23 protein-coding genes and 1 riboswitch are annotated in these 23901 nt (G+C 69.8%); of the genes, 8 read left to right on the plus strand and 15 right to left on the minus strand.

Annotated features, from left to right (window positions below; genetic code table 11):
- Positions 1 to 218: 218 nt before the first annotated feature.
- Complete coding sequence (locus tag ACZ6YV_RS28395) at positions 219 to 1421, plus strand: ROK family transcriptional regulator (protein ID WP_465512509.1); 1203 nt, start codon at positions 219 to 221, stop codon at positions 1419 to 1421.
- An 11-nt stretch (positions 1422 to 1432) separates the two neighbouring features.
- Here the strand turns inward: ACZ6YV_RS28395 and ACZ6YV_RS28400 are convergent, their stop codons facing one another.
- A complete protein-coding gene (locus ACZ6YV_RS28400) occupies positions 1433 to 1897 on the minus strand; it encodes a pyridoxamine 5'-phosphate oxidase family protein (RefSeq protein WP_465512510.1) in 465 nt (154 codons plus the stop codon).
- Here ACZ6YV_RS28400 and ACZ6YV_RS28405 point away from each other — a divergent pair.
- Both ACZ6YV_RS28405 and ACZ6YV_RS28410 read left to right on the plus strand, forming a co-directional pair.
- Positions 1896 to 2378, plus strand: coding sequence for a MarR family winged helix-turn-helix transcriptional regulator (locus ACZ6YV_RS28405; protein WP_465512511.1), 483 nt, complete (start codon positions 1896 to 1898; stop codon positions 2376 to 2378). The genes ACZ6YV_RS28400 and ACZ6YV_RS28405 overlap by 2 nt on opposite strands.
- Positions 2379 to 2413: 35 nt before the next feature.
- Positions 2414 to 2767 carry a nuclear transport factor 2 family protein gene (locus ACZ6YV_RS28410; protein WP_465512512.1) on the plus strand — a complete coding sequence of 118 codons (354 nt, stop codon included), beginning with the start codon at positions 2414 to 2416 and terminating at the stop codon, positions 2765 to 2767.
- Here the strand turns inward: ACZ6YV_RS28410 and ACZ6YV_RS28415 are convergent.
- Entirely contained in the window at positions 2764 to 3270 is a 507-nt protein-coding gene (locus tag ACZ6YV_RS28415) for a PaaI family thioesterase (protein ID WP_465512513.1), read from the minus strand. The genes ACZ6YV_RS28410 and ACZ6YV_RS28415 overlap by 4 nt on opposite strands.
- Before the next feature lie 72 nt (positions 3271 to 3342).
- On the opposite strand from ACZ6YV_RS28415, the gene ACZ6YV_RS28420 reads away from it, so the two are divergent.
- Genes ACZ6YV_RS28420 through ACZ6YV_RS28435 form a run of 4 tightly spaced genes read left to right on the plus strand, consistent with a single transcriptional unit; the run spans position 3343 to position 7372 of the window.
- Positions 3343 to 3906, plus strand: coding sequence for a TetR/AcrR family transcriptional regulator (locus ACZ6YV_RS28420; RefSeq protein ID WP_465512514.1), 564 nt, complete (start codon positions 3343 to 3345; stop codon positions 3904 to 3906).
- 51 nt (positions 3907 to 3957) lie between these two features.
- Positions 3958 to 4269 (plus strand): ArsR/SmtB family transcription factor, encoded by a 312-nt coding sequence (locus ACZ6YV_RS28425; RefSeq protein WP_465512650.1) that lies wholly within the window; start codon positions 3958 to 3960, stop codon positions 4267 to 4269.
- A gap of 11 nt (positions 4270 to 4280) precedes the next feature.
- Complete coding sequence (locus tag ACZ6YV_RS28430) at positions 4281 to 5015, plus strand: HAD family hydrolase (RefSeq protein WP_465512515.1); 735 nt, start codon at positions 4281 to 4283, stop codon at positions 5013 to 5015.
- A gap of 56 nt (positions 5016 to 5071) precedes the next feature.
- Positions 5072 to 7372, plus strand: coding sequence for a glycoside hydrolase family 65 protein (locus ACZ6YV_RS28435; protein WP_465512651.1), 2301 nt, complete (start codon positions 5072 to 5074; stop codon positions 7370 to 7372).
- 21 nt (positions 7373 to 7393) lie between these two features.
- On the opposite strand, the gene ACZ6YV_RS28440 is transcribed toward ACZ6YV_RS28435, so the two are convergent.
- The 5 genes from ACZ6YV_RS28440 to ACZ6YV_RS28460 all read right to left on the minus strand — a co-directional run bounded on the left by ACZ6YV_RS28440 (position 7394) and on the right by ACZ6YV_RS28460 (position 14002).
- Positions 7394 to 7573 carry a hypothetical protein gene (locus ACZ6YV_RS28440; protein ID WP_465512516.1) on the minus strand — a complete coding sequence of 60 codons (180 nt, stop codon included), beginning with the start codon at positions 7571 to 7573 and terminating at the stop codon, positions 7394 to 7396.
- 39 nt (positions 7574 to 7612) lie between these two features.
- The gene (locus ACZ6YV_RS28445) at positions 7613 to 8569 is read right to left on the minus strand and encodes a Ppx/GppA phosphatase family protein (protein WP_465512517.1); all 957 of its coding nucleotides are present in this window, start codon (positions 8567 to 8569) and stop codon (positions 7613 to 7615) included.
- Positions 8570 to 8771: 202 nt separating this feature from the next.
- Positions 8772 to 9812, minus strand: coding sequence for an LLM class F420-dependent oxidoreductase (locus ACZ6YV_RS28450; protein ID WP_465512518.1), 1041 nt, complete (start codon positions 9810 to 9812; stop codon positions 8772 to 8774).
- Positions 9813 to 9844: 32 nt separating this feature from the next.
- The gene (locus ACZ6YV_RS28455) at positions 9845 to 10648 is read right to left on the minus strand and encodes a class I SAM-dependent methyltransferase (RefSeq protein WP_465512519.1); all 804 of its coding nucleotides are present in this window, start codon (positions 10646 to 10648) and stop codon (positions 9845 to 9847) included.
- A gap of 39 nt (positions 10649 to 10687) precedes the next feature.
- Positions 10688 to 14002, minus strand: a complete 3315-nt coding sequence (locus tag ACZ6YV_RS28460) for a DUF885 domain-containing protein (RefSeq protein WP_465512520.1) — start codon at positions 14000 to 14002, stop codon at positions 10688 to 10690.
- 134 nt (positions 14003 to 14136) lie between these two features.
- Here ACZ6YV_RS28460 and ACZ6YV_RS28465 point away from each other — a divergent pair, with 134 nt between their 5' ends.
- Complete coding sequence (locus ACZ6YV_RS28465) at positions 14137 to 15141, plus strand: AsnC family protein (RefSeq protein WP_465512521.1); 1005 nt, start codon at positions 14137 to 14139, stop codon at positions 15139 to 15141.
- Between the two features lie 46 nt (positions 15142 to 15187).
- Here the strand turns inward: ACZ6YV_RS28465 and ACZ6YV_RS28470 are convergent, their stop codons facing one another.
- The 8 genes from ACZ6YV_RS28470 to ACZ6YV_RS28505 form a co-directional block, all read right to left on the minus strand.
- Complete coding sequence (locus ACZ6YV_RS28470) at positions 15188 to 16114, minus strand: RluA family pseudouridine synthase (protein WP_465512522.1); 927 nt, start codon at positions 16112 to 16114, stop codon at positions 15188 to 15190.
- A complete protein-coding gene (gene lspA / locus ACZ6YV_RS28475) occupies positions 16111 to 16719 on the minus strand; it encodes a signal peptidase II (protein ID WP_378237586.1) in 609 nt (202 codons plus the stop codon). Before lspA ends, ACZ6YV_RS28470 begins: the two co-directional genes overlap by 4 nt.
- Before the next feature lie 24 nt (positions 16720 to 16743).
- Positions 16744 to 17340, minus strand: a complete 597-nt coding sequence (locus ACZ6YV_RS28480) for a hypothetical protein (RefSeq protein WP_465512523.1) — start codon at positions 17338 to 17340, stop codon at positions 16744 to 16746.
- A gap of 19 nt (positions 17341 to 17359) precedes the next feature.
- Positions 17360 to 18724, minus strand: a complete 1365-nt coding sequence (locus ACZ6YV_RS28485; RefSeq protein WP_465512524.1) for an aminotransferase class V-fold PLP-dependent enzyme — start codon at positions 18722 to 18724, stop codon at positions 17360 to 17362.
- A gap of 34 nt (positions 18725 to 18758) precedes the next feature.
- A riboswitch (SAM riboswitch) is annotated at positions 18759 to 18873 on the minus strand.
- Between the two features lie 128 nt (positions 18874 to 19001).
- Entirely contained in the window at positions 19002 to 19685 is a 684-nt protein-coding gene (locus ACZ6YV_RS28490) for a M23 family metallopeptidase (RefSeq protein WP_465512525.1), read from the minus strand.
- Between the two features lie 142 nt (positions 19686 to 19827).
- Positions 19828 to 21306, minus strand: a complete 1479-nt coding sequence (locus tag ACZ6YV_RS28495; protein ID WP_465512526.1) for a potassium/proton antiporter — start codon at positions 21304 to 21306, stop codon at positions 19828 to 19830.
- A gap of 111 nt (positions 21307 to 21417) precedes the next feature.
- A complete protein-coding gene (locus ACZ6YV_RS28500) occupies positions 21418 to 22101 on the minus strand; it encodes an ArsR/SmtB family transcription factor (RefSeq protein WP_465512527.1) in 684 nt (227 codons plus the stop codon).
- Between the two features lie 43 nt (positions 22102 to 22144).
- Positions 22145 to 23749: a penicillin-binding transpeptidase domain-containing protein gene (locus ACZ6YV_RS28505; protein ID WP_465512528.1), complete on the minus strand. Its 1605-nt coding sequence runs from the start codon at positions 23747 to 23749 to the stop codon at positions 22145 to 22147.
- Between the last annotated feature and the right edge of the window lie 152 nt (positions 23750 to 23901).

A 23901-nucleotide genomic window follows, 5' to 3' on the forward strand; every position in this document is an offset into this window, starting at 1 on the left:
CGAACTTCACCGGCTTGGTCTAGACCATTACCGGTCACTGGGAGCACGCGTCCGGATACCGGGTGATTCACCGGATTTCACGCGCGGCGTGCGCGGATCGCGGCCTGGGCGCGGTTATCGTCGCCAGGGAGCCACCGAATGTAAACCTTCTTGCCCTTTTCGGGCCGGACCCGGATAACTTTGGTGGGGACACTTTGGTTCGACAGGAGGCGAAGCTCGTGGTTGGCGCAGAAAGTCCGCCCGTCGGCACCCCCGCCGGGATGCGGAAGATCAATCAGCGCGCCGTGCTGGACCTCCTGCGCCGCAGCGGCCCCGCCACGCGGCCGCAAGTCGCCAAGGACACCGGTCTTTCGAAACCCACGGTGAGCCAAGCGTTACTGGCTCTCGAAGCGGCCGGGCTCGCCAGGGCCACCGGGCACACCTCGACCGGCACCGGCCGGTCCGCCGTCCTCTACGAAGCGGACCCCACGGCCGGATACGTCCTGGGTGTCGACATCGGACGCGAGCACCTCCGCGTCGCCGTCTCGGACCTCGGCCACACCGTGGTCGCCCGCCGTGACGAGCGGAACACCTCGCGTTCGGGCACGGCGCTCGTCAGCGCCGTGGGCGCCCTCGCTGCAGCGACAGTGCGCGAAGCGGGACTGAGCCAGGCCGACATCATCGTGCGCGTCCTCGGCTCGCCCGGCGTCGCGGATCCGGGCAAACGCTGCTTCCGGCACGCGCCGAACCTGCCCGGCTGGGGCAAGGCCGGCCTGCTCGACGAACTCGAAGGCGTCCTCGGCCCGGACCTCATGGTCGAGAACGACGCGAACCTCACCGCCGTCGGCGAATGGGAACGCGGTGCCGCGCGCGGCGCGTCCGTGTTCGGCTGCATCACCATCGGCACCGGGGTCGGCATGGGCGTGATGGTCAACGGCCAGGTCTTCCGCGGCGCGACGGGCGCGGCGGGCGAAATCGGCTACCTGCCCTACGGCCAATCGCACGCGGCGGGCGAGGGCGAAGACTCCCCGCCGGTCCGCGGCCACCTCGAAGAGGCGACAGCGGCGCAGTCCGTCGTCCGCGGCGCGCGCGAACTCGGCCTCGGCACGGCGAAGTCGGCCCGCGAAGTCTTCCGGCTCGCCCGCGACGGCGACGAACTCGCCATGCGCGCCGTCGAGGCGGAGGCGGACAGGCTCGCGTACACGGTGGCTTCGGTGGCGGCCGTGATCGACCCCGAACTGATCGTGCTCGGCGGCGGTATCGGCACCGCGGCCGATCTGCTGCTCGACCCGATCGACCGCGCCCTGCGGTCGTTCACCCCGCTCGTCCCGTCGGTCGTCCAGGGCGAACTGGGCGACGACGGCGTGCTGACCGGCGCGATCAGCGTCGGGCTGCGCGCCGCCGAGGGCCTGGTCTTCGAGCGCAAGGTGGGCGCGGCCTAGGTGTTGATGTACTAAGCGGCCCGCCGCCAGGCCCCGCCACCGGCGCTGACCCGCCACGGCGTCAGCCTCAGCACGGTGATGCCCGGGTCCAGCGGATCGTCGCCGCCCATGACCTTCGGGTCGAAACCCAGTGGCTCCGGCGTTTCCGACGCCAAGCGCCACAGGTGCCGTCGAGTTTCCTCGTCGTCGGCGTAGGCGGCGCCGCATTCGGCGACGGCGACCTCGTGCGCCGGATCCCAGTACGAGCACGAGACGAACGGCGTGCGCGCCAGGTGCGCCTTCTTCAACGGCGTCGGCCGGGTGAACAGGTGTCCGACGAGGTCACCATCGCGCTCTTCCCAGATCGGGTGCACCACCCGGGACCTCGGCCTGCCCTGCCTGTCGACCGTCGCGAGCGTGCACCAGACGACCCGATGGGCGACGCGGACGAACTCCGCCACCAGCTCCGGCGGGGCCGTGCTAGATTCCACAACCATGGTTGTGGATCCTACGCCGTCAAACCTCGACCTGTCACTCGTCTCGCTGTTCGCGGGCTGGGCGCTGGGCGGCGAGGTCCAGCGTCGGCTGACCGCCGACGGGCTCGGCGAACCGCGGTTCAACGACGGTGTCGTGTTCCAGCACGTGCTCGCGGGGCCGCTGTCGATCTCCGCGCTCGCGGAACGGATGGGCGTGACCCAGCAGGCAGCTTCGAAGGCCGTCGCCGATCTGGAACGACGGGGCCTCCTGCGGCGCGAACCCGATCCGGCCGACGCGCGGACCCGGCTGCTGCACCTGACGGAACAAGCGGAAAGCGCCGTCGCGGGGGCACGAAAACACCGGGCCGCGCTGGAAAAGGATCTCACCGCCGAATTCGGCGAAGAACGCGTCTCGGACGCGAAAGCCTTACTGGCCGCGATCCTCGGCCGCTACGGCGAACCGGAAGCGATCCGGGGACGCAGGGTATTACCTCCGCGGTAATCGACGGAGACCGCCCCTCACGGAACGATGACCGTATGACCACAGCCAAGAAGATCGTCCTCGACTGCTTCGAGAACATGTTCGTGCACAAGGACTTTGACGCCGCAGGCGTGAACGTGCATCCGGATTTCGTCACCCACAGCCCGGGTTTCCCGTCCGGCCGCGAGGCTTTCGTCGAAGCGATGCGGAATTCCCCGATGGCCGGGGCGGACGTCTCCGTCAAACGCGTGATCGCCGACGACGACCACGTGGTCGTGCACCTGCACGTCGTCCGGCCGGGTGAGGAACCCGGCGCGGCCGTCGTCGACATCGTCCGCGTGGAGGACGGCCTCATCGTGGAGCACTGGGACGTCAAGCAGCCGGTGCCGCCCGGCGCCGAGATGTTCTAGGGCTTGATGATCAGGCAGGTGCTCGACGCGGTCGCGAGCACCTTGCCCTGCGGATCGCGGATGTCGCCCTCGGCGAACGCGACCCGCGAACCGGCCTTCACGATCCAGCCGTGCGCGCGGATCTCCCCCACCGAGCCGGAAATCGCGCGCAGGAAGTTCACCTTCAGCTCGACCGAGGTGTACCCGACCCCGGCGGGCAGGGTGGAGTGCACCGCGCACGCCACCGCCGAGTCCAGCAGGGTCGCCGCGACCCCGCCGTGCACGGTCCCGATCGGGTTGTACAGCGACTCGTCCGGCGTCGCGGCCAGCACGACGTCGCCCTCGGCCACGCTCACCCAGCGCATGCCGAAATGCGCCGAGATCGGCGCCGGCGGGATCCGCCCCTCCGCGATACCGGTCAGGTAGTCGAGCCCGGACAGCTCGCGGCCGAGCCGGGCGGTGGGCAGCGGATCCTGCCAGGTCACGGTCTTCTGCCTGGTCTCCGCGGTGACGTCGACGGTCATGGCTGCCTCCTAAGACGGTCGTCCTAGACTTTCCTAAGACGATCGTCATAGTCAAGGACTATGCTGGGCGACGTGTCCGACACCACCACCCGCGAGCGGATGATCTCGACCGCGATGACGCTCTTCCGCCGCGAGGGCTACCAGGCGACGTCGTGGCGGCGGCTGGTCGAGCAGGCCGGGACGCCGTGGGGGTCGGCGTACCACCACTTCCCCGGCGGCAAGGAGCAGCTGGCCGTCGCCGCGATCGAACTCGGTACCACCGTCGTGGCGAAGACGGTCCGCCGCGCTTTCGAGCGCAACGAGACCGTCGAGGACGCCGTGAGCTGGTGGTACCGCAAGGCGGGCGAGGCGCTGGCCGCCGACGACTACCGCGGCGGCTGCCCGCTCGCCACGATCACGCTGGAGATGGCGCACGCCTCGCCCGCGATCACCAAGGCGTGCCAGGACGCTTTCGCCGCCTGGCACGGGCTGCTGGTGGAACTGCTCACCGGCCACGGCGCCGCAGACGCCGAAGATCTCGCGACGGCCATCGTGAACAACCTCGAAGGCGCCCTGCTGGTCAGCCGGATCCGCCGGTCGCCCGATCCGCTGGACCGGGCCGCGCGGCACGTCGCACTCGTGGTTCGCGCGGCTTAGCATTTCCGTGTGAGCATCGAGCCGGACCGCGTGGACGCCGCCGTCGCCGGGATGGGCGACCGTGAGGCGATCACCGAATGGGCGCGACAGTTCTCGCTCGTCGCGGATCCGTCGCGGCTCGCGCTGCTGGTCTCCATCCACTACGCGCGTGAGATCAGCGTCACCGATCTCGCCGCCGCGACGGGGATGACCGACACCGCGGTCTCGCAGGCGTTGCGATTGCTGCGCGCGCACGGGCTGGTGACCGCCCGGCGCGAGGGCCGGATCGTCCGCTACAGCCTCGCCGACGCGACCGTTCACGAGCTCATCCACCTGGTGCGCCCGCATCCCGAAAGCCGAGCGGGTACCGGCGAGCGGGGGTAGCGTGCGGAGGCATGATCGGTCTGCCCGACACCATCACGGCCTGCCTCTTCGACCTCGACGGCGTACTGACCGGCACCGCGGCCCAGCACCGCGAAGCGTGGAAACGCACGTTCGACGACTTCTTGCGTGCCCGCGACGGTGACAAGTTCTCTCCGTTCACCGACACCGACTACGCGGCTTACGTCGACGGAAGGCCGAGGGCTGACGGAGTCCGCACTTTCCTCACCTCGCGCGGGATCGAACTGCCCGAGGGAAAGCCGGACGACGGCGTCGACGCCGCCACCGTCAGCGGCGTCGGGAACCGCAAGAACCAGCTGGTGCTGAAGATCATCGACGACGAGGGGGTCACCCCGTATCCGGGTTCCGTGCGCTATCTGGAGGCGGCGAAGGCGGCCGGATTGCGCATCGGCGTAGTCACTTCGTCGGCCAACGGCGCGAAGGTGCTCGACGCGGCTGACCTGACCAGGTTCGTCGAAGCGCGGGTCGACGGCATCGTGCTCGCGGAGAAGGGTTTGCGCGGCAAACCCGCCCCCGACTCGTTCCTCGCCGGCGCCGAGGCGTTCGGTGTCGCGCCGGAGAACGCGGCCGTCTTCGAGGACGCGCTCGCGGGCGTGCAGGCCGGGAAAGACGGCGGATTCGGTTACGTGGTCGGGGTGAACCGCGCGCACCAGGCGGGCGAACTGCTCTCCCACGGCGCCGACGTCGTGGTGGACGACCTCGCCGAGCTCCTGGAGGACCGCAAGTGACCGAATCGTTTCTCCGCGGTTACGAGGTCTCGCCCTGGGAGTTGCGCTGGCGCGGCATGGACGTCGACGCGTTGCAGCGCACCGAATCGGCGTTCGCGGTGTCCAACGGGCACATCGGCCTGCGCGGCACGCTGGAGGAGGCCGAACCCCGCGGCCTGCCGGGCACCTATCTCAACGGTTTCTACGAGGAGCACGACCTTCCTTACGCGGAAACCGGTTACGGCTACCCGGAAGAAGGACAGACCGTCGTCAACGTGACCGACGGCAAGGTCATCCGGCTGCTGGTCGAGGACGAACCGCTCGACATGCGGTACGGGCAGGCGACCGACCACGACCGCGTCCTCGACTTCCGGAAGGGCACCCTCGCGCGCGACACGGTGTGGTCCTCGCCGACCGGGCGACGGGTCAGGGTGAGGACCGAACGCCTGGTCTCCTTCACCCAGCGGGCCGTCGCCGCGATCCGGTACGAGGTCGAACCGCTCGACGACGAGCTCCAGCTGGTGGTGCAGTCGGATCTGCTGGCGAACGAACCGGTCGAATCCGACACGCGTGATCCGCGGGTCGCGGCGGCGCTGGAGTCGCCGCTGGTCGGGGAATACCACCACGCCGAGGCGTACCACGCCGTCCTGGTGCACCAGACCCGCAGATCCGGCTTGCGGATGGCCGCCGCGATGGACCACAAGATCGACGTCTCCGACGGCGTCCGCACGCATATCGAGGCCGAGGACGATCTGGCGCGGCTCACCATCGCCGTCGACGTGCCGAAGGGCGGACGGCTGCGGATCACCAAGTTCCTCGCCTACGGCTGGTCCGCGCAACGTTCGGTGCCCGCCGTGCGCGCCCAGGTCGAGGCCGCGCTGGCGGGAGCACGGCAGACAGGCTGGAAGGGCCTGCTCGCCGAGCAGAAGGAGTTCCTCGACGGCTTCTGGGAGACCTCGGACATCGAGATCGACGGCGATCCGGAACTGCAGCAAGCGGTGCGGTTCGCGCTCTTCCACCTGTTGCAGGCCGGAGCCCGCGGTGAGGCGAGAGCCTTGGCGGGCAAGGGGTTGACCGGCCCCGGGTACGACGGGCACGCGTTCTGGGACACCGAGACCTTCGTTCTGCCCGTGCTCACCTACAGCATGCCGGACGCCGCCAGGGACGCACTGCGCTGGCGGCACTCCACTTTGGACAAAGCTCGGGAAAGGGCGGCACAGCTGGGTTTGCGCGGTGCGGCGTTCCCCTGGCGATCCATCAACGGCGCGGAATGCTCGGCGTACTGGCCGGCCGGCACGGCCGCGTTCCACGTCAGCGCCGACATCTCGGACGCCGTCGTGCGCTATCTCAACGCCACCGGTGACGACGAGTTCATGCGGACCTGCGGCGCGGAACTGCTCCTCGAAACCGCGCGGATGTGGTTGTCACTGGGGCATTTCGACCGGCGCGGCCGATTCCGGATCGACGGTGTCACCGGGCCGGACGAGTACTCCGCGGTGGCGGACAACAACGTCTACACGAACCTGATGGCCCGCCGGAACCTGTTCTACGCCGCCGAAATCTGCGGGGGGCACGCGGACGTGGCGGCCGCGTTCGAGGTCACCGAGGACGAGGTCTCGCAGTGGCGCAAGGCGGCCGACGCGATGCTGGTGCCCTACGACGAGGATCTCGGCGTCCACCCGCAATCCGAAGGTTTCCTCGAGCACGACGAGTGGGATTTCGAGGCCACGGAACCGGATTTCTACCCGCTGCTGCTGAACTTCCCGTACTTCGACCTGTACCGCAAGCAGGTGGTCAAGCAGGCCGACCTGGTGCTCGCGCTGCACCTGTGCGGCGATTCCTTCACCCCGGAAGAGAAGGCGCGCGACTTCGCCTACTACGAGGCGCGGACGGTGCGGGATTCCTCGCTGTCGGCGGGAACGCAGGCCGTGGTGGCGGCCGAGGTCGGGCATCTCGGCCTGGCCTACGACTACCTCGCCGAGGCGGCGCTCACCGACCTGCACGACGTGCACAACAACGTCCGCAACGGCCTGCACCTGGCCTCGCTGGCGGGCGCCTGGCAGGGCACCGTCGCCGGGTTCGGCGGGCTGCGCGACCACGGTGGACGGCTGACCTTCGCGCCGCGACTGCCGCCGCGGCTCCAGCGGATCGCGTTCCGGCTGACCTTCCGCGGCACCCGGTTCCAGGTCGAGTTCGACCACGAGGCCGCGACGTATCACGTGCTCACCGGGGAACCGCTGGAACTGGCGCACCACGGCGAGACCTTCACGGTGACCTCCGAGCCGGTGCGGCTGCCGATCCCGGCGCTCGATCCGGGTCCGGCGCCGGTGCAGCCTGCGGGCCGCGCTCCGGTACGGCGACGGCCGAAGAGCGCTTGACCGGTCACCTGGCGTCGCAGCTCAGTCCGGAGGTTCGACCGGCACTTCGCCGCTGCCAGGAACGCCGTCGACCTCCTCGGTGCCGTGCGGACCGAGGTCGCGGTTGGGCGCGCTCGGCACGTCGGTCTTCGGCTGGATCCCGCGCAGGTCGTCGAGGTCTTCTTCGTCGTCCTGTCCGAAGCTCTTCTTGCTTTCCCTCATATGTCCGGGGTACCCGCTCATGGCCGGATACGCCAGTTTTCAGGCGGCTTTCGCCGGTTTGCCGTCCAGTGTGACCAGCCCGTCGAGCATGCCGAGCAGCAGTCCGTCCCTGGTGGACCACGGGCAGATGGCGACCTGGCCACCGGAAAGCGTCAGCAACGCCTCGGCGACGATCGCGCCCGCGAGCGCCTGATGCGAGCGCTGCCGCGAGATACCCGGTAGTTCGGCGCGACGTTTCGCCGGCAGTTTCGCCAGCCTCGGGATCCACGCGCGAAGGTCGTCGAGGTGCAGTTCCCTGGAGCGGGACGGCCTGTCGCCGGCGAGCCGCGCGAGTTGGCGGAGCACCTTGGAGCAGCCGACGGCGCGGTGATCCCGGATCTCCGGCAGCACGTCCTGCATCGCGTCACGGACCTCGTCGAGGACGTGGTCCCGCATCGCCCGCACGACTTTGGGCGACGGGCACTCGGTGGCGAACCAGTCCCGCGTCAGGGAGCGGGCCCCGAGCGGCAGTGAATGCGCGAATCCGGCCTCTTCGGCGTCCCCCGCGGCGAGTTCGACGGTGCCGCCGCCGATGTCGAGCACCAGCAGCCTGCCCGCCGAGGCGCCGTACCACCGGCGCGCGCCGACGTAGGCCAGTTCGGCCTCGCGGCGGCCGGTGAGGAACCGCAGTTTGACCCCGGTGGCCTTCGCGACGTCGCAGACGACCTGCTTCACGTTCGCCGCGTCCCGGATGGACGAAGTGGCGAGCGGGTACACGTCCTCGACGCCGTGTTTGGCGGCCATGGTCATCCCCGCCTCGACGGCGGACGAGACCGCGTCGATGCCGCGCCGGGTCAGGTTCCCGTCATCGTCGAGTTCCCTGTCGAGCCGCAGTCGTGTCTGGTGGCTCAGCACGGGATCGAGCGGCGAGCCACCCTTGGCCAGAACCACCAGCCGTGCACTGAACGACCCGACATCCAGGACCGCGGCGGACGGCTCGCCGATCTGCTTGCGCACGCGAGGCACCTCACCTTCGTCGCGAACGTATTCCCCCGAGGTCTCGCTTCCACTCCTGATAATGGCGGATTTTCCGGCCGTTCAGGCGTGGTTTACGTTCTCTTTCCACCGGAAGGCCGCTTTTTGATCACGAAGGGGGTACACCGGCGCAGGTCAAGTATACCGTATCGATACAGGTGAGAGGTTCGACTCCTTCGCGCGGCTAACCAACGAGTTCGCGAAGCTTCGAAACCTGCGCGACGCGAGCTTCGCGACCGGGCAGCATCGGATTGACCACCAGCGTGGTCGCGCCCGCCTCGCGGAAAGCGGCCAGCCTCTCCTTGACGTAACCCTCGGGGCCGATCAGCGAGATCGCCTTGATCAGCTCCTTCGGCACCGCCGCGGCGGCCTCGTCCTTCTTGCCGTCCAGGTACAGGTCCTGGATGAGCTTGGCTTCGGCCTCGTAGCCGTACCGCTGGGCGAGACTGTTGTAGAAGTTCTTGCCGCGGGCGCCCATGCCGCCGATGTACAGCGCCAGCATGCCGCGCAGGTGGTCCAGCAGCCCGTCGACGTCGTCCCCGATCGCCAGCGCGGTGCCGACGAAGGTGTCCAGCTCGCCCAGCGACGGGTCGCGTTTCGCCTTGCCCTCGGCCAGCGACGCGCCCCAGACCTCGGAGGCCTTCTCGGGGTGGAAGAAGATCGGCTCCCAGCCCTCGGCGAGTTCGGCGGTGAGCGCGACGTTCTTCGGGCCGATCGAGGCCAGCAGGATCGGGATCCGCTGACGCACCGGGTGGTTGATCAGCTTCAGCGGCTTGCCGAGGCCCGTGCCCTGCTCAGGCGGCAGCGGGATCGTGTAGTGCGTGCCGGAGTGCACGACCTTCTCCCGCCGCCACACCTGACGGCAGATGTCGATGATCTCGCGGGTGCGGCCGAGCGGCGCGTCGTACTTCACACCGTGGAAACCCTCGATGACCTGCGGACCGGACGCGCCGATGCCGAGGGTGAACCGGCCGTCGGAGACGAAGTCGAGCCCGGCTGCGGTCATCGCGGTCAGCGTCGGCGTGCGCGTGTAGATCTGGAAGATGCCGGAGGCGATCTGGACCCGCTCGGTCTTCGCCGCGACGTAGCCGAGCTGGCTGACCGCGTCGAACGAGTAGGCCTCGGGGACGAAGACGATGTCCAGGCCGGCCTTCTCCAGCTCGACGATGTCCGCCACGCTCTCGGCGAAACCACCGGCGTAGTTGATCGCGGTCCCGATCCTCATCCGCATCTCCTCGTAAGTTACTGAGCGTTCGCTTAGCGATAGTATGCCCGGTGCAGGGTCGCCGCGAACTCGAGGACGATGCCGCCTTCTTCGTGCATGTGCCGCGCTCCTTCCAGGAACCGGCGGCGGAACTCCTCACCACGCTCGGGCGGCAGCGCCGGGACCATCTCGGCGAGCCCTCGCGCCATCATCCAGTCCCACAGCGCGTCCGGTCCGGACAGCGGCTTGGGAAGCTCGACGGTTTCCCTGGTCACGCCTTCGAAACCGGCCTCGCCGAGCAAGACGTCCAGCCGGTCGTGGGTCAGCGGCCCGGGCTGGGCGGCCTGCGGCCGGGTGGTCTGTGGCTGGGCGGCCCCGCCGGGCGCGAAGAACTCGATGCTCAGGTCCTGGAACCACGCCAGCCTGCCGACGGACTGCCGTTCGAGGGACAGCGCGATCGTGCCTCCCGGCGCCAGTACCCGCCGGAACTCGGCGAGCGCGGCCGCCGGATCGTCGAGGACCTGCATCACGAACCCGGCGGTGACCAGGTCGAACGACTCGTCCGCGAACCCCGTCCGGTAGAGGTCTCCCTCGCTCGCGGAGATCTCCGGGTGCTCTTCGGCCAGCCGTCGCATCATCAACGGAGACGCGTCGATGGCGGTGACGGCGCAGCCCTTCGCGAGCGCCGCCCGCGCGACCGCCCCGCGCCCGGCCCCGACGTCGAGCAGCCGGGTGCCGGGCGCGGGATCCGCGAAAGCGACGAGGTCCCTCCCCACGTCGGCGACGTAGAAGAAGATGTCCTCGTAGCGGTCCACGAGCTGGTCGTACTTGGCCTTCGCCTGGGCTGCGGTCACCATCGGGCGAGGGTATTTACGGTCTCCGGCGCGGAGATACCGCTATTTGTGTGCGGACACCCAGGCCTTCACCACGTTGTCCAGCACGCGCAGCGGCAGGATCCCGTTGCTCAGCACGACCTCGTGGAAGCCCTTGATGTCGAAGCGGTCGCCGAGGGCGGCCTCCGCCTCGGCCCGGATCCGCTCGATCTCCAGCCGTCCCACCATGTACGACAGCGCCTGCCCGGGGAAGGCGGCGTAGCGGTCGATCTCGGCCTCGATCTCCACCTGGGCCATCGGCGTGTTCTCGGCGAGGTAGTCGACGGCCTGCTGACGGCTCCAGCCGAGCGCGTGCATCCCGGTGTCGACGACCAGCCGACCGGCGCGCATCGAATCCTGGGTGAGCATGCCGAACCTGGTCAGGTCGCTGGAGTACAGGCCCATCTCGTCGGCGAGGCGCTCCGAGTAGAGCCCCCAGCCTTCGACGTAGGCGTTGACGTCGGCGTGACCGCGCAGCATCGGCAGGCCCTTGAGCTTGTGCGCGATGCAGATCTGGAAGTGGTGCCCCGGAACGGCTTCGTGGAAGGCGATCGCTTCGCTCGTGTGCTTCGGGCGCAGCTCGGCCTCGTGGGTGTTCGCGTAGTAGGTGCCCGGCCGCGAGCCGTCCAGCGCCGGCTCGATGTAGTACGCCAGCGTGCCCCCGGGCGCCTCCGCCGGCGGGACCGGCTCGACCCCGCACCGGTCCTCGGGGATCGTCGAGAACCACTGCGGGGCAACGGCTTCGGCGCGGGTGATGGCGTCACGCGCGGCGTCGAGCAGCTCGTCGCCGTCTCGCCAGCGCAGGGCGGGATCGGTGCGGAGCCGTTCGAAGATCTCGCCGAGATCCTTGGTGTCGAAGATCTTCTCGCCCAGCTCGCGGTACTGGTCGGCCAGTTTCGCGATCATGTCGAGCCCGGTGTCGTGCAGATCCTGCGCGGTGCGCTCGGTGGAGGTGTGCGCCCGGATCAGCGCGGCGTACTTCTCCTGCCCGCCGGGAAGCGCGCACAGGCCCGGCTCCTTCTCGGCCCTCGCCACGGGACGCAGCTCGGTGGCGAGGAAGTCGCGATACCGGGTGTAGGCGGGCCGGACGACCTCGGCCAGCAGCCGGTCCCGTTCGGCTTCGTAACCCTCGACGGAAACGGACGCGGTGAGCGCCAGCGGGTCACCCGCCTCGTCACCGAGATAGCGCTCCACGTAGGCGATTCCGCTGTCGACGAGGAAGCCGGGTGGGATCAGCCCTTCGGCCGCCGCCGCCCGCTGCCGCACGATCAGGGCGTCCAGATAGACACCCATACCGCCCAGCCGCTTCAGATAACCCCGGACCCTCTCCTCGTCGTTCAGCGACAGCACCGCGAGTTCGTTGAGCATGAACAACGCGGGCGAGGCCAGCCCGTCGCTGACCGAGAACTCGTCGGCGCGGGCGTCGACCAAGTCGACCATCGCCCTCGCCTGCTGGATCACGACCTCGCGGGTGACCGCCTCGGCCGCGGAAAGTCCTTCGGTGCCCAAAGCTTCGGCCCGCTCGGCGATGGCGATCGCCGACGCGCGCTGGGCGGCCGCGGCCTCCGCGCTCGGGTCCGGCATGGTCCCGTGGTCACCGGGGAGCCCGAGCAGCGAACGCCACAGCGGGAGCTCCTCGAACTTGAGCTCCATCAGCTCTTCGGCGAGGCCGTTCGAGGTGTCGCCGTGACCGGCGACCCAGTCGCGGACCACGCCGTCCAGCACCGAAAGCGGCAGCGACCCCCCGCCGAGCACGACGTCGTGGAAGGCCTTGATGTCGAACCGGCTGCCCAGGGTGAGCTCGGCCTCGGAGCGGATGCGCTGGATCTCCAGCCGTCCCACCATGTACGACAGCGCCTGGCCGGGGAAGGCGATGTACCGGTCCACTTCGGACTCGATCTCGACCAGCGCCATCGGCGTGTTCTCGGTGAGGAAGTCGATGGCCTGGCGGCGGCTCCAGCCCAGCGCGTGCAGCCCGGTGTCGACCACCAGGCGTCCGGCACGCATCGAATCCATGGTCAGCATGCCGAGTTTCGCGACGTCGTCGGAGTACAGGCCCATCTCGTCGGCGAGGCGCTCGGTGTAGAGCCCCCAGCCCTCGGCGTACGCGGTGAAGTCGCCGATGCGGCGCAGCAGCGGGAGTTCGGTGAGGCTCTGCGCGAGGCTCAGCTGGAAGTGGTGGCCGGGGATGGCCTCGTGGAACGCCGTCGCCTCGGCCGCGTGCCGGAACCGCTCCTCCGCCTTGTGGGTGTTGGCGAAGTAGATCCCCGGCCGGGAGCCGTCGACCGCGGGCCACATGTAGTATGCGGCGGGCGCGCCGGGCGCGGATTCGGCGGGGACCGGCTCGACCGTCCACGGCTGCGGCGGGATCCGGCCGAACCACATCGGCGCCTCGGCTTCGGCCCTGGTGATGGCCGCGCGGGCGGAGTCCAGCATCTCCTCGGCGTTGGACCAGCGCAGCGCCGGGTCGGTGCGGAGCTTGGTGAAGATCTCGGCGAGGTCGGTGGTGCCGAAGACACGGGAGCCGTACTCGCGGTACTCGGCGGCGAGGTTCGCGATCACGTCGAGCCCGGTCTGGTGCAGCTCACGCGGAGTGCGGACGGTCGTGGTGTGCATCTCGGCGAGCAGGGCGTAGATGCGCTCGCCGTCGGGCAGCCAGCAGACGCCGGGCTTGTCCTCGGGACGGCCGTGCGGCGCGATCTCCTTCGCGAGCACCTCGCGGTACTCGGCGATCGCGGGCCGGACGACGTCGCGCAGCAGCTCGGCGCGGCGGGTCTCGAAGTCGTCGTCGGGCGCGGGCTGGCGCAGCAGCGGATCGGCCGACGGCTCGGCGAGGTACCGGTCGAGGTACGCGACGGTGGAGTCGACCAGGTAGGCGACCGGGACCAGGCCCTTGGCGACGCCTTCGCGATGGCGCTGCGCGGCCTGCCGCAGGTACTCCGGGATCGCCGCGATCCGCCCGAGGTGGGCCTCGGCCTGGGCACCCGTGCCGACCGACATCATCGGCAGCACGGTGAGCACCTCGGCGGCGGGCGAGATGAACAGGTCGCTGACGGTGAACTCGACGAACCGCGAGTCCAGCAGCGCGATCCTCCCCCGCGCCGTCGCGATCAGGACGTCACGGGTGGTCTTCTCCTCCGCGCTCAGCCCGTCGGTGCCGATGGCCTCGGCCCGCTCGGCGAAACCGGCCAGAGTCGCGCGGAGTGCGTCTCCGGCGGCCTCGCTGAGATCGGTGAGCCCGGTCGATTCCGGACGGAAGCCCTGCAAAGCGGGCGTGACCGGCTCGGCGTCGAAGAGGGCTTCGACGAACTCGTCGGCGAGGGCGGAGACTTCGCTCATGTTTCTTCCCCAGGGGTTCGGTGGAGGCGGTGACCCCGACCCTAATGGAGAGCGCGTCCTACCGAAGCGGGGTTTTGCGGCGCACGGACGGCCTCTCCCGCGGCGCCGGGGGCGAGACGGTAGCGTTCCCGGACGTGGCCGTGACCGATCCCGTGGACATCCGCCTGCTCTCCGCCCTCGCGGACCTGGGCAAGGCGGCCGTGCACGAACTCGCGGCCAAGGTGGGGATGGATCCGCGCGAGGTCGCGTACCGCCTGGTCGCCCTCTCCGGCAGCGGATTGCCGCTGCTCGTGGGCGTGGAGAGCGACCCGAACGGGTTACGGGCCGCCATCGCCGGCTCGCCGCCCTCGTGGGCTCAGCAGCCTCAGCAAGCCCCCCAGCCTCAGCAGTCCCCACAGCCTCAGCGTCCGCCGGGGCAGGGGTCCGGGCCGTACAACGTCCAGGGCACGCCTTCCGGACCGTACAACGTCCAAGGGACGCCGTCGGGGCCGTACAACGTGCACGGCACTCCGTCGGGCCGGTACCCCGGACCGCCGTCGGCCCCGGTGCGACAGCCGATGGCTCCGCCTCAGCAGCGTCCGCCCGCCCCGCCTCAGCAGCAGTTCGCGCCCCCGATGGCGCCCGCCGACCCGGTGATGAGCACCTGGGGTGTCCCGCAGACCGCGTCCTGGGCCCGCGGCGACGAGCAGCAGCCCGCGCCGCGGCCGGTCCCGGAGGGCAAGAAGGGCAAGACCGGCGACGTCATGGAGACCCAGGGCCTGGAGGGTGAGCAGCTCACCGTCCAGCTGCTCGAGGTCCAGGACCCCGCGGACTACCTGTTCAGCGCGGCGGGCTACTCGCTGGAAGCCGGGGAACGGTCGGTCGTGGTGCACACCGAGATCACCAACCGCGGGAACATCCCGTTCGTGTCGCTGCCGGACAACTACCTCGAACTGCTCAGCGCGGACGGCAAGCCGATCACGAAGGCGCCGGTCTCCTTGACCTCGCGACCGCCGCACAAGATCGGCGTCCGGCCGGGCGAGACCCTCGGCGGCCACACCGTCTACGTGCTGCCGGACGCCACCCGCGTGGTCGCCGTGCGCTGGTCGCCGCGGCCGGAACCGGACGAACGCACGCTGACCTGGTCGATCGACGACTAGCGTGTCGCCCGTCCCGCGTTCAGAGGACTAAACGCGGGACTGGCGGCTAGTTCTCGTCCTGCAGGATCCGCAGCGCGTTGGCCAGGTCGTCCGGGTACTCCGACTCGAACTCGACCCAGCGCCCGTCGGACGGATGCGCGAAACCGAGCGTCTTCGCGTGCAGCCACTGCCGGGAAAGCCCGAGCTTGCGCGCGAGCACCGGGTCGGCGCCGTAGGTCAGGTCGCCGACGCACGGGTGCTTGAGCGCCGAGAAGTGCACGCGGATCTGGTGCGTGCGGCCGGTCTCCAGCTTGATGTAGGCCAGCGACGCGGCACGGAAGGCCTCGACGACCTCGTAGTGCGTGACGCTGGGCCGTCCGCCCTGGACGACGGCGAACCGGTAGTCATGCCGCGGGTGCCGGTCGATCGGCGCGTCGATGGTGCCGCGCGTCGGATCCGGGTGGCCCTGGACGATGGCGTGGTAGCCCTTGTCGACGGTGCGTTCCTTGAACGCCCGCTTGAGCACGGTGTACGCGTGCTCGCTCTTCGCCACGACCATCACGCCGGTGGTGCCCGCGTCCAGCCGGTGCACGACACCCTGGCGTTCGGCCGCGCCCGACGTCGCGATCCGCAGCCCGGCGGCGGCGAGACCGGCGACGACGGTCGGCCCGTTCCAGCCGGGGCTCGGGTGCACGGCGACGCCGACCGGCTTCGAGATCACCACGATGTCGTCGTCGTCGTGCAGGATCTTCATGCCCTCGACGGGTTCCGCGATGACCTCGATGGCCGAGACGGGATCGGGCAGCGTCACTTCGAGCAGCCCGCCGGCGGACAGCCGGTCGGACTTCCCGGCGGGCCTGCCGTCGACGAAGATCTCGCCGGATTCGGCCAGTTCCGCCACGACCGTGCGGGAAAGTCCCAGGAGTTTCGCCAGTCCCGCGTCGACGCGCATGCCGTCGAGCCCGTCGGGTACGGGCAACATCCGCGCGCTCATTCGCTTGCCGCCTTCTTCTTGTCCTTTGTAGACGATCCGTCGTAGTCCTTGCCCAGCAAGGAGAGAATCACGATGAGCACACCGCCGACGCAGATCGCGGAGTCGGCGACGTTGAAGATCGCCCAGCCCTGCCCGTTCGGCGCGAACGCGGAGATCATGTCGACCACGTGCCCCTGCAGCGGGCCGGGGGCACGGAAGATCCGGTCGGTCAGGTTGCCGAGCGCGCCCGCCAGCACCAGGCCGAGGCCGATCGCCCAGCCGACCGAGCGCAGCCGCCGGGACAGCCAGACGATGGCGACCACGACGGCGACCGCGACCAGCGCGAGCACCCAGGTCAGCCCGGTCGCCATCGAGAAGGCGGCACCGGGGTTGCGCACCAGCTGGAAGTACACCAGCCCGCCGAGGAACTCGACCGGCTGCTTGCCCTCCAGCGTCGACACGGCGATCTGCTTGGTGAGGAGGTCGATCCCCCACAGCACCGCGGCGACGACGAACACCACGGCGACGCGCTTCTTGGGCAGCGGCGGCGACGGTGGCGCGGTCTCGGCCGGAGCGAGGTCCGGTTCCGCGGAGTCGTTCTGCGACGAGGGGGGCTCTGTACTCACTCCCCTATTGTCCACGGAGCGTGCTCAGGTCTCCTCGGCGGCCGTCTTCGGCCTGCTCAGCAGCGCCGCGAACGCCCCGGCGAGCGCGACCAGCGACGACAGCACCAGCGCGAGCGGTCCTCGCGCGAGCACGACGGCGCAGAGCACGAAAGCCGCGGCCACGACCAGCACGAGCACGCTGCGGTCCAGCCAGGCGAGCACGACCAGGCCCAGGGTCAGCAGGATCGCGCTGCGCGCGTCGCCGTCTATTTCGAATTCCCAGAAACCGACCAGATCCGCCAGCACGATGGCGACGAGCCCGCCGACGGCGATCGCGGCGACCTTCCACCACGGCATGGTCTTCGCCCGAATCGTGTAGAACAGCACCGTGCCGAGGTAGACGGCGAGGACGGCGAACAGCCAGTTGTCCATCCGGCTCATGCCGACGACCGAGACGGCTTCCCCGGCCTCCCTGCTCATCTCCACGCCGTAGAGCGCTTGATACCGCCCCGGGCCGGGGTTGGGCGCGTAGGCGAACCACCCCTCTGATCGGCTCGAACCGACGGACAAGGCCACTACCGCCAGTTGGGCGAATCCCAGTAGTGCCAATGGAAACCAGTAACGCGGTCGCTCGTTCCCCATGCGGGGTGAGGGTAGTGGGTCAGGCGCAGAACGGGGGAAGTTCCCGCGGATCGTTCTCCGGCACCCAGCGGCCTTCCGGCTTCTCGTACTGCCAGCGCGCGCCGCGGGCGACGATCTGGCGCAGCGCCAGGACGAGCCTGTCGACGTGCTCGGCGGTGCTGCCGAGACCGAGGCTGACCCGGACGGCCTGCTGGCCGGTCGAGCCGGCGGCGGAGATCAGCCGCTTGGTCGCGATGTGCGCGCAGAACGCGCCGTCCCGCACGCCGATGCCGTACTCCGCGGACAGGACAGCGGCGAGCCAGCCCGGGTCGAAGCCGTCGACGACGAAGCTGAGCGTGCCGACCCTGTCGACAGGCGCGTCGAACAGCCGCAGTTCGGCGAAACCGGGGATACCGGCGAGACCGCGACGCAGCCGCGCCAGCAGTTCGTCCTCGTGGGCGACGATCGCGTCCCAGTTCCCGGCCAGGGTCTCGCAGGCGACACCGAGCGCGTAGACGCCGACAGTGTTGGGAGAACCGGCTTCGTGCCGCTCGGCGCCGGAATTCCAGACCACGCCGAGGTCTTCGGAGTCGCGGGTGACGAGCTTCGTCGCGCCGCCACCGGCGAGGTACGGCTGGGCGGCGCGCAGCCAGTCGGCGCGGCCGATCAGCGCACCGGCACCGAAGGGCGCGTACAGCTTGTGCCCCGAGATCGCGATGTAGTCGACGTCCAGTTTGCGCACGGAGATCTTGCGGTGCGGCGCGAGCTGCGCCGCGTCGAGCGCGATCCGGGCGCCGTGCCGCCGCGCGACGGCGGCGATCTCCTTGACCGGCAACAGTTCCCCGGTCACGTTGGAGGCACCGGTGATGACGACCAGCCGCGGGCCCTGCGGGCAGTCCGCGAGCGCTTCGTCCACAGCGGACACCGCGGCGAGACGAGTACGCGGCGTCTGGATCCGGCGGACGTTCGGGCCCTTCCACGGCAGCAGCGCGGCGTGGTGGTCGGTGTCGAACACGACGACCGACGTGTGCTTCGGCAGGCTGCGCGCGAGAAGGTTGAAGGAATCGGTGGTGTTGCGGGTGAAGACGACGGAATCGGTCGACCGCGCGTCGACGAAGTCCCGCAGGATTCCGCGCGTGCGCTCGTAAAGCTTGGTGGAGACCTGCGAGGCGAACCCGGCGCCACGGTGGACGCTGGCGTACCAGGGCAGGAACTCGTCGACAGCGTCGCGCACCTTGTCCAGACAGGGAGCGCTGGCCGCGTGATCGAGGTTCGCGTAGCCGATGTCGCCGCCGGTGACCAGCGGAACCCGCAGACCGGCACACGCCACCGTCGGGATTTCGTGCTCCACAACGGTTTCCGCGACAGTGACGGGGGTGCTGGTGCGTTCGAGAGCGAGAGTCATCGTCAATCCTCCGGGCCAGGGGACCCCGACGAGGATCCCGCGCTTGCCCGTCGCACCACGCGACGAGCCTGGTCCTCACCCGGGGCACCCCACCGCGGAAGGAGGGTTGCCGGTCAGCTAGCCGGGGCTTGACGCTGACACTCGTGACCTACGAACGAAGTTAGCGGATAGGCGGCCGATCAAGCCACCCCTTGTCCGCATCTTGAGACGCCGCTCACGTACTCCGCAAGCGAAAAGAACCGTTGCCCGGCGCCGCGCCGCGCCGGGCAACGGGAGGTCAGACGCGGAATCGCCCGGGAAGCGGGACGACGGAACGCGAAGAGACCTCGGTCGCGGAACCCGAGTACTGCTCGGTGCCCGCGGTGAACTGCCAGCCGCCGAAGGTCTTGCCGTCGACGGCCTCGCCGTGGGCATCGGCGACCTTGGTCGAGACCTCGTCGTAGGAGAGGCCGTTCCAGTTGCCCGCGCCGACACCGAAGTCGCGCGAGTCCCCGCCCTTGGCGGCGGCCGCGGGCAGGGTCCACAGGGTGAAGTGCACGTGGGCGCCCGTGCTGCTGCCGCCGCAGGGCAGCGCGTTGCCGGTCCGGCCGAGGAGGTCGCCGGGGGCGACCTTCTGGCCGTCGGTGACCGAAATGTCCTCCATGTGGTAGTACCCGGTCCGCCAGCCGCCGTCGTGGTCGACGGTCACCCAGTCGCCGCCGCCACAGTGCTGGATCCGGACGGTGCCCGCCAGCGGGGCGCGAACCTTCTTGTCGGCGGGGCTGAGGTCGATGGCGTTCTTCACGCCGGAGTTCCCGTTGTCGGAGTGGACCCCCGCCGAGTAGACCGACTGGCCCGCGTCGAAGGGCAATCCGAACGCCGGGAACGCGCCGGCCGCTGACGCCGCCGGCGCGGAAAGAACCACCCCGACGAGTACAGCGGCGGCCCCCAGACCGGCGAACCGTGCAGGAAGTTTCGTCACCTTGCGTACTCCTTACCCCGCGACACTCACCCATTCGATGGAGTCGATTGCGGGGAAAGTAATCCAAAAGGAGTACAAAAGGGAACAACACGTAAGAAAATTTCTGAGATCAACCGACGAAAGACTGGCGCCGGTTCGTGACCTATTGGCCGGATTCGCCCTTCCACCTGGCGAGGCGTCCGGCGCGGTCGACGGCCCGCAGGCGTCGTTCGGCCGCGTCACGGACGTCGGAGGTGGTCACGACGAGTAACTGGTCACGTTCCTGGAGCCGGGTGTTCTTGTTCGGTGTGAAGCCGGTGCCGTCGCGGACGAGGAGGCTGATCGTCGCGCCCACCGGCAGCCGCAGTTCGGCCAGGTAGACGCCGTGCATCTTCGATCCGGAGTTGATCCGGACCTGCAGGAGTTCCGCGCCCATCTCGTCGAGTGGCGCGGAGTCGACGTCGATCTCGTGCGGTTCGGCGTGCTGGGCCAGCCCGAGCACTCTCGCGAGCGGGGTCAGCGTGGTGCCTTGGAGCAGCGTCAGCACGATGACCAGCACGAATACCGCGTCGACCAGTTCCTGCGCGCCGGGCACCCCGGACGAGAGCGGGATCAGCGCGAGCACGATCGGGACAGCCCCGCGCAACCCTGCCCAGGACAGGAACACCTGTTCTCGCCAGGGGATCTTGAACGGCAGCGCCGACAGCAGCACCGACACCGGGCGGGCGAGCAACAGCACGACCGCGCCGGCGACCAGGCCCTGGACCAGGCTCTCGAAGATCCTGCCCGGCGAGGCGAACAGGCCGAGCAGCACGAACAGCCCGATCTGCGCGAGCCAGCCGAGACCTTCGGCGAAGGACAGCGTGTCCGACCGGTGCGGCAGCTTCGAGTTCCCCAGCACCAGCGCCGCGACGTAGGTGGCGAGCAGGCCCGACGCGTGGGCGAGCTGCCCGCTCGAATACGCCACGACGCACACCGCGACCGTGGCCAGCGGATACAGACCTGTCGCCGGGAGCGCGGCCCGTCGCAGCGCCTGCGCCCCGAACCAGCCGAAGGCCAGGCCGATCACCAGCCCGGCCGCGAGTTCGTAGACCACCAGCAGCGGCAGCGACCAGTCCACGGTCGCGCCCTCGGCCAGGACGACGACCGCGATGTAGGCCGGGGCGTCGTTGATCCCCGACTCGATCTCCAGCGCGCCGACGAGCCGCTTCCCGATACCCGCCGATCTCAGCACCGAGAAGACCGCGGCGGCGTCGGTCGAGGCCAGCACCGCGCCCCACAGCAACGCCATCCGCCAGTCCAGGCCCAGCAGCCAGTGCAGGGCGGCGCCGGTGATCGCGATACTCACCGCGACGGCCACTGTGGACAGTGCGATTCCGATGCCCAGCGAGGGTTTCACGGCCGTCCACCGGGTGGTGAGACCACCTTCGGACAGGATCATCACCAGCGCGGCGAGGCCGAGCGACTGGGTGAGCTCGGGGTTGTCGTACTGGATGCCGAACCCGGCTTCGCCGAGCAGGACGCCCATCCCCAAGTACAGCAGCAGCGAAGGAAGGCCGACCTTGATCGACACCCGGACGGCGATCACGGCGACGAGAAGCACGGCACCGCCGGTGCCGAGGATGAGCGGGAGTTGCTCCATGTCGCCTCCCGTCCGGTCGCCGTGAGGGCTCCAGAATAGTGAGGCGGTGGTCGTCACTCGTTCGTGTACCGGTCGAAAACCGTCCGGTAAGCCTGTGTTACAGACTGTCCTTTACGGACTGCGCAGGGCAACCAGGTCGACACCGAGGTCCGCGAACGGCTTTTCCGCAGCGGGCAGGACTTTCACCGCGCGGTTGCCCTCACGGGACAACCAGCCGGCACTCACTCCGTGAGACAGTAACGCCGCGGGGACACGTCCCGCCAAATGATCACGGCGCACTGTCCAATCCAGACAGTCACGCAGCATCGGACGACGGCTGTCCGCGATCTCCACCCCGAGCGTGCCGAGCACCTCGCGGCCGCGACCGGTCAGCGTCAGGCCGTCGGCCTCGTCGATCAGCCCGGTGGCGAGCATCCCGTCCCGCAGCGCGACGCCGACCGTCCCGGCGAGGTGGTCGTAGCAGGTCCGGGCGAATTCGAGCCGTTTCACCCGCACCGACGAGCGCAACCCCTTCACCGGACGGTGTTCGGCGTGCTGCGCCAGATGCTCGATCAGCTCCGCCACCCGGGGGTCGGCGATCCGGACATAGCTGTGCCGCCCCTGCTTGACCCGGACGACGAAGCCGGCGTCGGTCAGCTTCGTCACGTGTTCGCTCGCCGTCGACGCCGCGACCTCGGCCGCTCCGGCCAGCTCGGTCACCGTCCAGGCACGTCCGTCGAGCAGCGCGAGGCACATCGACGCGCGGCTCGGATCAGCCAACACGGCCGCGACCTCGGCCAAGGCGATCGTTTCCATGCGTTCACCGTAGAAGACCCACGGTTCGGCGAAGGCCGAAACGTCAACCGGCCAGGAACTTCGCCGCCAGCCCGACCGCGGGTTTGGAGTCGTTGGAACCCGCGAGCATGACCGCGAAAGCCACGTCCCCGCGATAGCCGACGAACCAGCCGTTGGCGTCGGCGCCCGAGCCGAACTGCGCCGTCCCTGTCTTGCCGAAAACGGCGCCGCTGCTCTTCAACGCCTTCGCGGTCCCTGTCGTGCAGACCTCGCGCATCATCGCGCGGACCTGGTTCAGCACCCCGGCGGGCGGGGCCTGGTAACCGGCGTTGACCTTGGTCTCCAGCCCCTGCCACAGCTTCGGCACCACCGGCTTCCCGGTTGCGACCGTGGCCGCCATGAGCGCCGCACCCAACGGACTGACCTGCACCTTTCCCTGTCCGATCCCGGCCTCGACCTGCTCGTCACCGCTGCTCGACGGCTCTACCTTCCCGGTCTCGGTGGCCAGCCCCGGGATCTCGAAGTCGGCGTTGAGGCCGAGCTGGGTCGCGGCCTTCGCGAGGCCGTCCGCGGGCAGTCCCCCGGCGAGCCGCCCGAAGGTCGTGTTGCACGACGCGGCGAACGCGGTCTTCAGCGAAACGGTCCCCAGGTCGAACCCGTTCTCGTTCTTGAGCGTGCGGGTCCCGATCTGCTCACTGCCCGGACAGGCCACCGGCGTGTCGGCGGAGACCCCGCCCTTCTGCAACGCCGCGGTCGCCGTGGCGATCTTGAAGGCCGAACCCGGCGAATAGAGGCCGTTGAGCGCCGTCGGCTGGTTTCCGGCCGCGCCGTTCTGCGCGACCGCCAGGAGTTCGCCCGAAGTCTTCATCGCGACGATGATCGCGGGCCCCTTGAAGCCATCGACGGCTTTCTGCGCGGCGGTCTGGGAGGCCACGCTCAACGTCGAGACCAGCGGTTTGTCGGTCTCGACAGCCTGTCCGAAGAGGGTTTCGACCGGTTTGCCGGAGGCGTCGAGCCGCGACACGGCGACGGTGGCGGGAGTCCCGGTGCCGCCGTTCTGCTCGGACGCGACCTTGGCCAGCGCTCCCTGCAGGATCGGCGCGACGCCGGCCGCGTCACCACCGACCAGGGCTTTGCCGTCCCTGTCCGCCACGACCGGCTTGGCGGAAGCGCGCGCGACGGAGAGCTGCTGACCGGCTTCGAGCTTCGGGTGGATCACCGACATCGCCCAGCGGACCACCCATTTCCCGGCATTGCGGACCAGCTCCAGCTTGCCTTCGTACCGCCAGACGCTGTTGCCCGGGAAGCTCCACGCGGCGTGGAAGGTGGCCGACGTCGTGGTCGCGTCCCCCGCCGTGGTCGGGACTTCACCCAGGGTCGTCTTGACCGGCGCCGCACCGAGCGCGCCGCGCGTCACGGACAACGCGGCCGTGGCCGCCGCCGGGTCGTCGACCGGCGCGCCGGTCAGGTCGCCGGTGTCGAACTGCCGCAGGAACCGGGCCGCGACCTGGGTGGGACTGTCTCGCGCGCTCTCGGTGGACTCCCCCGGGCCGCCGGAAGCGGCGGGCGCCTGGTCTTCCCTGACCAGCAGCACCACCGCGGCCACCACGACGGCGACGACCGCCAGCGCGGCGCCGATCAGGATCCCTCTTTTCCGGGCAGGACTCATGGACTCGCTCTCCCCCAGTACGGCACGCGCCCCTCGCGCGTGCCCCCGGGCGTCAGCCTGCCGATTTCTCGCGCGCAAGGCTGGTAGGCGGCGAGAAAGCGACGGTTCCGAATCCGTTTCGTGATCCCGCTGATCGGGACCTCCCGGATGAG

It is taken from the genome of Amycolatopsis sp. NPDC102522 (assembly GCF_055584485.1).

Coding starts and splice junctions, on each gene's coding strand:
- ACZ6YV_RS28405 (WP_465512511.1), top strand. CDS start 1,896: ATGGTTGTGGATCCTACGCCGTCAAACCTCGACCTGTCACTCGTCTCG.
- ACZ6YV_RS28400 (WP_465512510.1), bottom strand. CDS start 1,897: ATGGTTGTGGAATCTAGCACGGCCCCGCCGGAGCTGGTGGCGGAGTTC.
- ACZ6YV_RS28410 (WP_465512512.1), top strand. CDS start 2,414: ATGACCACAGCCAAGAAGATCGTCCTCGACTGCTTCGAGAACATGTTC.
- ACZ6YV_RS28415 (WP_465512513.1), bottom strand. CDS start 3,270: ATGACCGTCGACGTCACCGCGGAGACCAGGCAGAAGACCGTGACCTGG.
- ACZ6YV_RS28425 (WP_465512650.1), top strand. CDS start 3,958: ATGGGCGACCGTGAGGCGATCACCGAATGGGCGCGACAGTTCTCGCTC.
- ACZ6YV_RS28430 (WP_465512515.1), top strand. CDS start 4,281: ATGATCGGTCTGCCCGACACCATCACGGCCTGCCTCTTCGACCTCGAC.
- ACZ6YV_RS28435 (WP_465512651.1), top strand. CDS start 5,072: ATGGACGTCGACGCGTTGCAGCGCACCGAATCGGCGTTCGCGGTGTCC.
- ACZ6YV_RS28440 (WP_465512516.1), bottom strand. CDS start 7,573: ATGAGGGAAAGCAAGAAGAGCTTCGGACAGGACGACGAAGAAGACCTC.
- ACZ6YV_RS28450 (WP_465512518.1), bottom strand. CDS start 9,812: ATGAGGATCGGGACCGCGATCAACTACGCCGGTGGTTTCGCCGAGAGC.
- ACZ6YV_RS28455 (WP_465512519.1), bottom strand. CDS start 10,648: ATGGTGACCGCAGCCCAGGCGAAGGCCAAGTACGACCAGCTCGTGGAC.
- ACZ6YV_RS28460 (WP_465512520.1), bottom strand. CDS start 14,002: ATGAGCGAAGTCTCCGCCCTCGCCGACGAGTTCGTCGAAGCCCTCTTC.
- ACZ6YV_RS28470 (WP_465512522.1), bottom strand. CDS start 16,114: ATGAGCGCGCGGATGTTGCCCGTACCCGACGGGCTCGACGGCATGCGC.
- ACZ6YV_RS28480 (WP_465512523.1), bottom strand. CDS start 17,340: ATGGGGAACGAGCGACCGCGTTACTGGTTTCCATTGGCACTACTGGGA.
- ACZ6YV_RS28485 (WP_465512524.1), bottom strand. CDS start 18,724: ATGACTCTCGCTCTCGAACGCACCAGCACCCCCGTCACTGTCGCGGAA.
- ACZ6YV_RS28495 (WP_465512526.1), bottom strand. CDS start 21,306: ATGGAGCAACTCCCGCTCATCCTCGGCACCGGCGGTGCCGTGCTTCTC.
- ACZ6YV_RS28500 (WP_465512527.1), bottom strand. CDS start 22,101: ATGGAAACGATCGCCTTGGCCGAGGTCGCGGCCGTGTTGGCTGATCCG.
- ACZ6YV_RS28505 (WP_465512528.1), bottom strand. CDS start 23,749: ATGAGTCCTGCCCGGAAAAGAGGGATCCTGATCGGCGCCGCGCTGGCG.